Here is a 12,071-nt window from a genome sequence, read left to right on the forward strand (position 1 = left end):
TCACTCCAGACACACAGTCAAGATTGACAGAGGAACACCTCATATGAAGAACAAGAGAGTTGCCATAGCATCTATGATTCTGTCCCTGGTCGGTATCTGCCTGCCTGCGGTGGCGCAGTTTTCAGGCATGGGTTCCGGTACGCCTGGGTCTCCCTACCAGGTTGCAAACGCCCAACAGCTTGACGAAATGCGTAACAACCTGGATGCCCATTATATCCTGGAGCAAGACATCGATCTTTCCACGGCTACAGGTCCCGGCGGGGCCTTTTATGATGGCGGGGCCGGCTGGGAGCCTATTGGAACGCTGGGAAGTGGATTCACTGGCAGCTTGGACGGAGACGGGTATGTAATCACCGGGATGTTTATCGCCCGCTCAGGAGATTATTTTGTCGGGCTGTTCGGAGACCTTTGGCCGGGGGGCTCGGTCTCGGACCTGGGGGTGGAAGCGGCGGACGTGACCGGTGATCAGTACGTCGGTATCCTGGCCGGATACTCCGAGGGTACGGTGACCGGCAGCTACGCCACCGGCACAGTGAATGCCCGTACCGCAGTCGGTGGATTGGTGGGGAGAACTGGTTCAGGATCCTCGATCACCGGCAGCTATTCCGGGGCTTCGGTGAGCGGCGACTTCGCCGGCGGCCTGGTGGGAGACAATTACGGCTCGATTTCTGAGAGTTACGCTACGGGTTCGGTGAGTGGCAGCTACTATGTCGGCGGCCTGGCGGGAAGCAACGATGGATCAGTCACAGACAGCTACGCCACGGGTTCTGTGAGCGGAAGTGGAGGCAATGTCGGCGGCCTGGTGGGAGAGAATTTCGCCGCGATTTCCGCGAGTTACTGGAACACCGAGACCAGCGGGCAGGAGGGGGGCGTGGGCGATGGCTCGGCTACGGGTATGACCGGCCTGACCAGCGCCGAGATGCGTCGGGTGGCGAGCTTCGGAGGCTTCGATTTCACCGATACTTGGCAAATAGACGAATACCTCTCCTTTCCCACGTTGCAGGACAATCCCCAGGACCCGGCGCCGGGTTTTGCTTTTGCCGATGGCGATGGCACGTCCGGGACTCCCTACGAGATCACCACGTCTGCACAGCTTGATGCCATCCGGGGTGACCTTGATGCCCATTACATCCTGACGGAAGACATCGAACTTTCCACGGCTACAGGATCCGGCGGGGTCTTTTACCACGGTGGGGCCGGCTGGGAGCCGATCGGGGAGAATGGCGACGAATTTACCGGCAGTCTGGACGGCAACGGCCATACCATCTCCGGACTTTATATCGACCGCTCAGGAGATGATTATGTCGGGCTGTTCGGGTCCCTTGGATCGGGGAGCTCGGTCTCGGACCTGGGGGTGGAAGAGGCGGACGTGACCGGTGATCGGCACGTCGGTATCCTGGTGGGAGAAACGGATGGCTCGATTACTGGCAGCTATGCCACGGGTGAAGTTAGCGGTAATAATCGTGTCGGTGGCTTGGTTGGGATTACTTCTTCTTCAGGATCCTCGATCACCGGCAGCTATTCCGGGGCTTCGGTGAGTGGAGGCGACTGGGTCGGCGGCCTGGTGGGATCAACAGTTATGGCTCGATTTCTGAGAGTTACGCCACGGCTTCGGTGAGCGGAAGTGGAGGCTATGTCGGCGGTCTGGTGGGAGAGAATTTCGCCGCGATTTCCGCGATTTCCGAGAGTTACTGGAACACCGAGACCAGCGGGCAGAGCAGCTCCGAAGGCGGCTCCGGTCTGACCAGCGCCGAGATGCGTCGGGTGGCGAGCTTCGGAGGCTTCGATTTCACCGATACTTGGCAAATAGACGAATACCTCTCCTTTCCCACGTTGCAGGACAATCCCCAGGACCCGGCGCCGGGTTTTGCTTTTACCGTCGGCGATGGCACGTCCGGGACTCCCTACGAGATCACCACGTCTGCTCAGCTTGATGCCATCCGGGGTGACCTGGATGCCCATTACATCCTGACGGAAGACATCGAACTTTCCACGGCTACAGGATCCGGCGGGGTCTTTTACCACGGCGGGGCCGGCTGGGAGCCGATCGGGGAGAATGGCGACGAATTTACCGGCAGTCTGGACGGCAACGGCCATACCATCACCGGACTTTATATCGACCGCTCAGGAGATGATTATGTCGGGCTGTTCGGGTCCCTTGGATCGGGGAGCTCGGTCTCGGACCTGGGGGTGGAAGAGGCGGACGTGACCGGTGATCGGCACGTCGGTATCCTGGTGGGAGAAACGGATGGCTCGATTACTGGCAGCTATGCCACGGGTGAAGTTAGCGGTAATAATCGTGTCGGTGGCTTGGTTGGGATTACTTCTTCTTCAGGATCCTCGATCACCGGCAGTTATTCCGGGGCTTCGGTGAGTGGAGGCGACCGGGTCGGCGGCCTGGTGGGATACAGTTATGGCTCGATTTCTGAGAGTTACGCCACGGCTTCGGTGAGCGGAAGTGGAGGCTATGTCGGCGGCCTGGTGGGAGAGAATTTCGGCGCGATTTCCGAGAGTTACGCTTCGGCTTCGGTGAGCGGAAGTGGAAGCTATGTCGGCGGCCTGGTGGGATTCAATCAACCCAGCGGTACGGTCACAGACAGCTACGCCACGGGTTTGGTGGGTGGCACCAGCCTGTTCGGCGGCCTGGTGGGAAGGAATATCGGTTCGGTATTCGAGAGTTACTGGAACCGAGAGACCAGCGGGCAGGAGGGTGGAATAGGACTTGGCTCTGGCGATGTGACTGGCCTGAACAGCGCCGGGATGCGCCGGGTGGCGAGCTTCGCCGGCTTCGATTTTGGGGGCACCTGGCAGATAGAGGAGTACCTGGGCTTCCCGGTGCTGCAGGCCAACCCCCAGGATCCCCCGCCGGGGGACGTGCCGGCTTCGGCGGCCTCGGCTGCTGTGGGCGGCGGGACGGCGGGGCAGGCGACGACGGTGACCGTGACGCTCCGGGATGCGGCGGGCGATCCGGCGACCGGCTCGGGCGGGGCCCTGGCGCTGTCGGTGGCCGGAGCCAACGCGGGGGCCTCCTTCGGGGCGCCCGTGGACAACGGGGACGGCACCTACGCGGCCTCCTATACGCCCACGGTTGCCGGCACTGATGAGATTGCCATTACCCTGGGCGGAGTGGCCATCCCGGGGAGTCCGTTTTCCAGCACGGTCACGGCCGGCCCGCCGGCGAGCGTGACCCTGTCGGGCCCGGCCTCGACCGTCGCCGGACAGGTGGCCGGGCCCTTTACGCTGGAGCTGCTGGATACGGAGGGCAATGCAACGACGGCCGGCGGCCTCACGGGCTTCGGGCTCACGTCCACGGGCACTACCTTTTACGCGGATGCGGCCGGGCAGACCGAGATTGGCGAGCTGACGTTGGCCGGCGGGGCGAGCACCGGCCTGTTTTACTACGCCTCCCCCTCGGCCGGGGAGCACGCCATCACGGCGGACTGGTCGTCCGGCCCGGACGGGGACCTGGGGCAGGCCACCCATGACATTACGGTCACGGCCGGGACGGCCGGAGCGCTGGTCTTCGCCGGACAGCCGTCGGGCGCGGTGGCCGGGCAGGTGTGGGCCCCGGCCCCGTCGGTGCGCATCGAGGACGACTCGGGGAACCTGGTCAGCGGCAGCGCCGCCGAGGTCACCCTGACGCTGTCGGGCGGTCCGGCCGGGGCGATCCTGTCGGGAACCCTCACCGTGGCCGCCGAGAGCGGGGTTGCCACCTTCGGCGATCTGAGCGTGGCCGCCGCCGGGGAGGGCTATACCCTGGCCGCCTCGGCCGACGGGCTGGCGGGGGCGAGCTCCACTTCGTTTGAGATCACGGCCGGCCCGCCGGCGAGCGTGACCCTGTCGGGCCCGGCCTCGGCCGTCGCCGGACAGGTGGCCGGGCCCTTTACGCTGGGGCTGCTGGATACGGAGGGCAATGCAACGACGGCCGGCGGCCTCACGGGCTTCGGGCTCACGTCCACGGGCACCACCTTTTACGCGGATGCAGCCGGGCAGACCGAGATTGGCGAGCTGACGTTGGCCGGCGGGGCAAGCACCGGCCCGTTTTACTACGCCTCCCCCTCGGCCGGGGAACACGCCATCACGGCGGACTGGTCGTCCGGCCCGGACGGGGACCTGGGGCAGGCCACCCATGACATTACGGTCACGGCCGGCACCGCCGGAGCGCTGGTGTTTGCCGGGCAGCCGTCGGGCGCGGTGGCCGGGCAGGTGTGGGCCCCGGCCCCGTCGGTGCGCATCGAGGACGACTCGGGGAACCTGGTCAGCGGCAGCGCCGCCGAGGTCACCCTGACGCTGTCGGGCGGGCCGGCCGGGGCGATCCTGTCGGGGACCCTCACTGTGGCCGCCGAGAGCGGGGTTGCCACCTTCGGCGATTTGAGCATAGCCGCCGCCGGCGAAGGCTATACCCTGGCCGCTTCGGCCGACGGGCTGACGGGGGCGAGCACCACTTCGTTTGACATCACGGCCGGCCTGGCTGATGCGGGCGCCTCTTCTGCGGAGGTGCCGGCCGAGGGGCTGCGGGGCACCCCGACCACCCTTACGGTGACGCTGCGGGACGCGGCCGGGAACCTGGTGGCCGGCGAGCCGGGGCAGCTGGCTGCCGCCGTAGTCTCCGGCCCCAACAGCGGCGCGGCGTTCAGCAAGGTAACCGGCCACGGGGACGGCACCTACACCCTCAGCTATACCCCCAAGCAGGCGGGCGCCGACCAGCTGGCCGTCACGGTGCGCGGGGAGGCGGTGGATGGCAGCCCCTTCCCGCACCAGGTGGCCTGGGAGGTGGACCCGCCCGGGGCCCCGGGCGTTCCGGCCCCCACGCCCGGCGACCGCCGGGTGGCTCTGGCCTGGTCCGCGCCCGCCAGTGGCGGCGGGGCGCCGGTGACCGGCTACCGGGTGCAGGTTTCCTCGAACGCCGGATCCGGTTGGAGCGAGGCCGGCGGGACCCTTGCCGGCACGTCCCGTACCGTTCGCGGCCTGGACAACCAGCGGGGCTACCGCTTCCGGGTGGCGGCGGTCAATGCGGTGGGCCCCGGCCCCTGGTCGCCGCCTTCCGCGGTGGCCGTGCCCACGGCTCCGCCGCCGGATCCGGGCGGCCCCGGCGGCTCGCCCCCGCCCCCCGGAGACGCTACAGGCACCCTCGACGGGGAGCCGATCGAGCTGACCCTGCAGGTCACCGACGACGGGGAGCTGCTGCTTACCGACGCCACGGGGACCTTCCGGTTGACGCTGGCGGCCCTGGGGCTGACCGGGGACCGCTTGCCGGTCTCCTCGCTGGACCAGATCCTCCGCTTGCTGGCCGCCCAGGGGGCCTCCGTACGGATCAGCGGGGACGGCTTTGCCCCGGGCAGCTGGGTGACGGTATGGCTGTTCTCCGAGCCGCTGCTGCTGGGCAAGCTGGAGGTGGGGGCTGGCGGGACCATGGGCGGAGACCTTCCCCTGCCGGCGCAGATCCCGGTCGGGGCGCACACGCTGCTGGTGAGCGGGCTGTCGCCCTCCGGGGCCCTGCGCACGGTGAGCGCGGGTGTGGAGGCGGCTCACCTGGCCCCGCCGTCGCTGCTGGCCCCGCCGTCCATTGCCGGGGAGGCCCTGGAGATCGGGGCCGAGCTGGCGGCGGACCCGGGCACGTGGGGCGGGGAGCCGGCCCCCGCACTCACTCCGCAGTGGATGCGCTGCCCGGATGACCAGACGACCGCCGCCTGCGTCCCGATTGCGGGGGCGACGGGCGCGCAGTACCTGCTCGCCTCGGCGGACCTGGGCTCCCACCTTCGGGTGCGGGTGGTAGCCGACAACGGGATTTTTGCCGCCGACACGGCCTGGTCGGCCCCCACGGCCTCGGCGGTGACGCCGGGGGCGGGCGTGGCGTCCGGATCACGCGCCGAGGTGCCGGCGGGCGTGGCCGGGGAGCCGACCACCGTAAGGGTGACCCTGCGGGACGCCCACGGGACCGCGGTGGACGGGGCGGCGGGCTACCTGGCGCTGTCGGTAGCCTCCGGCCCCAACGCCGGGGCCCCGTTCGGGGAGGTCGCCGCCCATGGGGACGGGGTCTACAGCGCCGCCTACACCCCCGCCCGGCCGGGCACCGACCGCATCGAGGTGATGCTCTCGGGCATGCCGGTGGACCAGGGGATCTACGCCAGCCAGGTGGGGCCGCTGAAAAACGAGCTGCTCCCCAACTACCCGAACCCTTTTGCCGGCCCCACGAGCATCGCCTACGCGGTGGTGGCCCCGGCGCGGGTGACCCTGCAGGTCTACGACGTGCTGGGAAGGGTGGTGCGCACCCTGGCCGACATCGAGCGGCAGTCTCCCGGCGAGCACGTGGTAGAATGGGCCCCCGAGCGTCTGGCCGGCGGGGTCTACTACTACCGGCTGGTGATCGTCCCCGAAGGCGGCGGCGAGCCCTTCACCAAAACCCTGCCGATGACCTATATACGGTAGGCGGGGAACCGTAGCCGCCAGTTCAGTGCACGGTATGGCTGGTGAATGTAGCCTGGCTGGCCTGGTTGCCGTCCTGGTAGGTAGTCACCGAGTAGGCATAAGCCACGCCGTCCACCACGGTCCAGTCGGAATAGTGCTCCTCGATGGTCACCTGCGAGCCGGCCTGCGGCACGAACTGCTGGTAGCGCATGATGTTGGGATAACCGGTCTCCGGATTGATCATGTAGGTGATGTCCGTTCCCCCGAGATTGAGGCGCACCTTGGCCAGCTCGGTACCGTCGACCTCTTCCATGCCGGTGAACTCGGGACTCGAGTTCAGAAACTTTCTGGGCCACGGCGAGGTAGTCGCGGTTGAGAGTCTGCCGCAGCGACTGCACGTAGGGCTGGGGCAGGGGCTGCGACTGTCCGCCTACGCTCAGGGTGCCCTGGCCGCCGGAATAGGACATGGTCAGCGTACCGGTGGGCGCCTGGACGGTCTGGCGTATGGCGTCGGGATAGTTGATGGTAAGGGAAGACTGCATGGTCTGTCCCTGGAGGGTGACCTCACCCTGTACGCTCAGGCTGTCTATTTGCGTGCCGGGGGCGATCAGGGCTTCGGACATCTGGCTGAGCAGCTCGGCTCCCCGCACCGGGTCGCCTGCCGGAGCGGCCTCGGCTGAGTCCTGTCCCGGCTGTGGAATGCTGATGTCGATTTCGTTGACCTCCCCGTACTTCTGCAGCTGGTCGCCCAGCCCGCTCTTGTTGCCCACCACCAGAATTTGCAGGGAGTCGGGATGCATGTACTCCTGCGCCACCCGCTGCACGTCTTCCACGGTGGTGTTGCGGACGCCCTCCACGTATTCGTCAAAGGTATCTTCGGGAAGGCCGAGATACGCGTAGGACATGCGCTCGTTGAGAACGTCCTCGTAGCTGGTGTAGCGAAACACCAGGGAATTCAGAAACTGCTCCTTGGTTTCCTGCAGCTCCTGCTGCGGGATGGGTTCCTGCCGCAGGCGCTCGATCTGTTCGATGACCGCGTCAATGGCCTCCGCGGTGGTGGAGGTCTGCGTGCCCACGCCCGCCGTGAAAACGCCGGGGTAGTTGGTGTTGCCCATGCCGTAGGAGCCGCTCACGGTGTAGGCAAGTCCCATTTCAGTGCGGACCACCTGCATGAGACGTCCGCTGAAGCCCCCGCTGAGTACCTGGTTCATCACCTGTACCTCGGGGTAGTCGGGGTTGTCGCGCATGCCACCGATGTGTCCCATGATCACGGTGCTCTGCGTCACGTCGGGCTTGTCCACCAGATTGATGCTGTTCTCCCAGTCGTAGTCGACCTCGGGAAATTCGAGGGTGGTTTCCTCTCCTGCGGGGAGGGCGCCGAAAGCCTGTTCGAGCTGACGGCGCATCTCGGAGGTTTCAAAATCGCCGATGACGCCCACCATCATGTTCTCGCCCGTGAAATGCTCCTCGTGGAACTGCATCATGTCCTCGCGCGTGATGTTGTTCACCGTCTCATACTCGGTGTTGCGAGCGTAGATTGATGACTCCCCGTAGATGACCTGCTGAAAGACGCGGCTGGCCACCTGCTGCGGGTTGTCGTTGCGGCGGGAGATGTTGCTCTTGGTCTGGGTCTTGGCCAGGTCAATTTTGTCCTGCGGAAAGGCCGGGTTGCGCAGCAGGTCGATGAAGATGGGAAGCAGCTCCCCAAAGTCTTCTTTGAGCACATTCATGGAGGCCGAGCCCGAGGAGAATCCGATACCGGTCTCCATGCTGGCCGCCCGGTACTCCAGGATCTGGTTGAGAGTATCGGCCGGGTAGTTTTCCGTGCCGCCCGAGCGCATGACGGTGCCCGTCATCGATGCAAGGCCCGTCTTCTCGTCGGGCACCAGTACCTCCCCGGTGCGGATGCGCACGCTGAGGTCGATAAGTGGTAGCTCATGGTCCTCCACCAGAAAGAAACGGATGCCGTTGGCGGTGGTGAAGGTGGTCACATCGGGCTGCTGGAACTCGTTCAGTTCGGGGAATTCCAGTTCGTCGTAGCTGCGCTGCTGGCCCAGGGCGGAGCCGATGGATAAGCCAAACAGCAGGCAGAAAATGCTCAGTCGTTTTAACATGGTTTTTCCTGTTTTCATGATAGCGTAGATCCTGATGATTACCGGGAAGTATTGTCTGCGGAGGTGGTGTCGGACTCGGGCTGCTCAATGGTGCCTACCGTGAGGTTGTCCTCGGTCAGATAGGTCCGGGCCACGCGCTGCAGGTCCTCCAGGGTAACCTCCTGCAGGTCGTCGATGCCGGTAAATACGGTCCGCCAGTCGCCCCGCTGGGCCTCGGCGGCCGCGAAAGACTGGGCGAGTCCCATATTGCTGTCGAGGCTGCGGATCAGTCCGGCGCGTATGTTGGTGCGGGCGCGGTCAAGCTCCTCCTGGGTGAGGACGCCCTGTTTTACTTTCTCGATCTCCTCGTGGATCACCGATTGCAGGGTGTCCACCGATACGCCCTGGTTGGGAATGGCCAGGGTCATGAACATGGTCTCGAACTTGGTACCGGGGAAGCCGTTCAGGGCCTGCACGCCCAGTGCCAGCTGCTCCTCCTCTACCATGCGCTTGTAGAGACGGGAGGTGCGTCCCTGGCTGATGACGGCTCCCAGGAGCTGCAGGTCGTCAAAATCGGGATGGTCCTGGGCCACCGCGTGGTAACCCATGAGTAGAACGGGTTGCGACTGCTCGCGGATGGTGAACTGCCGCTTTCCGAGCTGCTCAGGCTCCTTGGTGTAGACGGGCGGGGGTTCCGGTCCGCGCGGGATGTCCCCGAAGTAGGTTTCGGCCAGCTCCCGGGCCCGATCGGCCGTAATGTCGCCCGCGATGCCAATGGTAATGTTGGAGGGCACGTAATAGGTCTCATAGAACTCGCGCGTGTCCTCCATGGTGGTGGCGGTGATGTCGGAGGGCCAGCCGATGATAGACCTGCCATAGGGATGCGCGGTATAGGCTACGGCCAGGAACTCTTCCACCAGGCGTCCGGTCGGCTGCGATTCACGGGCCCGCCTTTCCTCGCGCACGGCATCTTTCTCCTTGTAGAACTCGCGGAAGACGGGGTTCTTGAAACGGGCCGACTCCAGGCTGAACCATAGCTCTGCCCGATTCTCGGGCAGGCTGTAGAAGTACATGGTCTGGTCGGCGCTGGTGGAGGCGTTCATGCCCGTGCCGCCGTTGCGCGATACAATCTCACTGAACTGGTTGTTGACCACGTATTGGCCGGCCTCCTCCTGAAGGGAGTTGAACTCAGCCATCAGTTCCTCCATTCGTGCGCTGTCGGGCGAGGGGCTGTAGCTCTCCTGCAGCCACTCCTGGTAGACGGCGTCCATCTCCTCCAGGAGATCCTGTTCGGCTTCCCAGTTGCTGGTGCCGATCTCGTGGGTACCCTTGAAGGCCATGTGCTCGAAGATATGGGCGATGCCGGTGTGTCCTACAGGTTCGTTGGCCGCCCCCACGTCCACGAAGGTGACGAAGCTGACCACCGGGGCCACGGGACGGTTCACCACCACGAAGGTCAGTCCGTTGTCCAGCGTGAATTCGGTGACTTTCTGCTCGAACTCCTGCAGGGACTGGGCGTCGGAGGGTTGGGTGCCGGTCAGCAGCACAAGGACCGCCAAAACGGGCAGACTGCGAAGAATGGATGTTTTCATGGGTCTCCCTATAACTCTTTTGATTGCTCTATTTATGGGGTTTTGAGAGCGTTTAAAATGTGACTATATACGGAAAGACACAAGCAAATATTAGTCCCTTCGTTTTACCGGGAGGTCGTCGACCCGACGAAAGGCTGGAGGAAGGGGATGAGGGAATGCTGGGAGATGGGCGAACTGTAGGGGGTCAGGAACCTTCGTCATGCAGGAATTCGCGAACGATCTTCATGGTCTGGTCTGCTCCCATGTACTTCTCAAGGTCGTACATGGTAACCATTTTCTCCCCTTCGTGATAGGTGTAGGAGAGGGTGCCGCCTTCAATCTCTTTTTGTACCTCCGACGGCTTCATGCTGAGCATTTCCCCGATCTCCTCAATTGAGAACATGGAGCGCATGATACAGGGCTTTTAGAATGATGATGAACAAGTTGATCCCGTTTCTGGTGTAAGCCTTAAAATAGTAAAAATGAAGTTTTTATCTATCCCGAATGCACCTCGCCATGGCGGAAGCAGTCCAGCAGGTGGTCGTTAACCAATCCAGTTGCCTGCATGTGGGCATAGACGATGGTGCTTCCCACGAATTTAAAGCCCCTCTTTTTGAGATCTCGGCTGAGGGCATCCGATTCGGGGCTGGTGGCCGGCACCTGGTCCATCGTCTTCCACCGGTTCACGATGGGATGGCCTCCCACGAAACCCCATATGTAGTCGCTGAAGCTGCCCTCCTTTTCCTGCAGCTCAAGGAAGGCGCGGGCGTTGGATACGGCGGCGCGCACCTTGAGGCGGTTGCGCACGATGCCGGGGTTTTCAAGCAGGCGGGCGATGCGCGCCTCGTCAAAGCGGGCCACCCTTGTAGGATCAAAACCTGCGAAGGCTTCGCGGTAGCCCTCCCTTTTTTTGAGGATGGTACTCCAGCTGAGGCCGGCCTGTGCGCCTTCCAGGATGAGAAATTCGAAATGGGTGCGGTCGTCGCGCACCGGAACGCCCCACTCCTCGTCGTGGTAGGTCACGTAGTCTTCAAAGGTGCCGAGGCACCAGTCGCAGCGATCAAGGTCATCGTTCATGGCATGAAACCGGCGGTAGGGGGGGGCGGGGCGGCGCCAGCAGCATGTGCGGCGGCGCGGAACTTCTAGCCGGGCAGCTCCCCATGGTTGACAATGGAGGAAAACTGGCGGCGGAACTTGGGGGCTCCGCCGTTGGCAGGATGGCGAACCGGCAGGTAGTCCACCCCAAAACGGTCGAGGCACTGCTCGGCCTTGCGTCCCACAGCGATCACGCGTCCCTCCGGAAACAGCTCCAGGAAACATCCCAGCGCCTGGCCTCCGGCTTCCAGTTCGGTGTCGGTGGGCGTTCGGTTGCTGAGCATGCCCTCCGAGCGGTCGAAGGGATGCCAGGCGAGGGCGTTCCAGAGCACCACCTCGTAGGGGTCCACCCCCAGTTCGTAGAGAGCTTTCCACATGATGGTGGCGGTGGGCTCGGACATACCCTTGGCGTTGACCGACTCCCTGCTGGTGCGCCGGGCCGGGATGCCACGGAAGGCGCCGTCGGCGGGTATGCCATGCACCGGTTTGTGGTGGCCGAGCAGGATGCGCTCGGAGGTCATGGCGATCCCGGTAAAGTGCCCGCCCTGGTAGCCCAGGGCCTCCGCTACGCAGAGGTAGCGGGCCCGGCCGGTACGCTCCTGCAGGTAGGCGCTGAGCTGGCGCTTGCGGATGGCGGGCGCCTCGCTGCTGCGGTCGTTCTGCGGGTCGCGGTCGTACCAGGGGTTGAAGAAGTCGCCTTCGGGCGTCTGTTTGAGGGCGTCGAAGAGTTGGTCCATAGGACCGGAATATGATTATAGCCGGGACCAGATGCAACGGCGGCGGGATGGTCCCGCCCGGCGCAACTATGGCCGACATCAAGCGGTATGATGAAGCCCCTCCACCAAAAGTGGTCCGGGACCGCAGCTCATGCTTTATGGAAAAATTGTCTACCTTACCCGCAACG

Annotated in this window: 7 protein-coding genes; 2 read left to right on the forward strand and 5 right to left on the reverse strand. The window is 64.5% G+C overall.

Annotation, left to right across the window (positions count from 1 at the left end):
* Positions 1–43 precede the first annotated feature (43 nt).
* Positions 44–1,618: a GLUG motif-containing protein gene (locus U5K31_01100; protein MDZ7771337.1), complete on the forward strand. Its 1,575-nt coding sequence runs from the start codon at positions 44–46 to the stop codon at positions 1,616–1,618.
* Positions 1,615–6,429, forward strand: a complete 4,815-nt coding sequence (locus U5K31_01105) for a filamin/ABP280 repeat domain-containing protein (protein ID MDZ7771338.1) — start codon at positions 1,615–1,617, stop codon at positions 6,427–6,429. The genes U5K31_01100 and U5K31_01105 overlap by 4 nt, the downstream gene beginning before the upstream one ends.
* Here the strand turns inward: U5K31_01105 and U5K31_01110 are convergent.
* The 5 genes from U5K31_01110 to U5K31_01130 form a co-directional block, all read right to left on the reverse strand.
* Positions 6,417–8,522, reverse strand: coding sequence for a pitrilysin family protein (locus U5K31_01110; GenBank protein MDZ7771339.1), 2,106 nt, complete (start codon positions 8,520–8,522; stop codon positions 6,417–6,419). The genes U5K31_01105 and U5K31_01110 overlap by 13 nt on opposite strands.
* 38 nt (positions 8,523–8,560) lie before the next feature.
* Positions 8,561–10,093 (reverse strand): pitrilysin family protein, encoded by a 1,533-nt coding sequence (locus tag U5K31_01115; protein MDZ7771340.1) that lies wholly within the window; start codon positions 10,091–10,093, stop codon positions 8,561–8,563.
* 184 nt (positions 10,094–10,277) lie between these two features.
* Positions 10,278–10,484 (reverse strand): hypothetical protein, encoded by a 207-nt coding sequence (locus U5K31_01120; GenBank protein ID MDZ7771341.1) that lies wholly within the window; start codon positions 10,482–10,484, stop codon positions 10,278–10,280.
* An 83-nt stretch (positions 10,485–10,567) separates the two neighbouring features.
* The gene (locus tag U5K31_01125) at positions 10,568–11,149 is read right to left on the reverse strand and encodes a DNA-3-methyladenine glycosylase I (protein MDZ7771342.1); all 582 of its coding nucleotides are present in this window, start codon (positions 11,147–11,149) and stop codon (positions 10,568–10,570) included.
* A gap of 65 nt (positions 11,150–11,214) precedes the next feature.
* Complete coding sequence (locus U5K31_01130; GenBank protein MDZ7771343.1) at positions 11,215–11,904, reverse strand: uracil-DNA glycosylase; 690 nt, start codon at positions 11,902–11,904, stop codon at positions 11,215–11,217.
* Positions 11,905–12,071: the final 167 nt, after the last annotated feature.

Source organism: Balneolaceae bacterium, from assembly GCA_034521445.1.
Taxonomy (GTDB): Bacteria; Bacteroidota; Rhodothermia; order Balneolales; family Balneolaceae; genus JAXHMM01.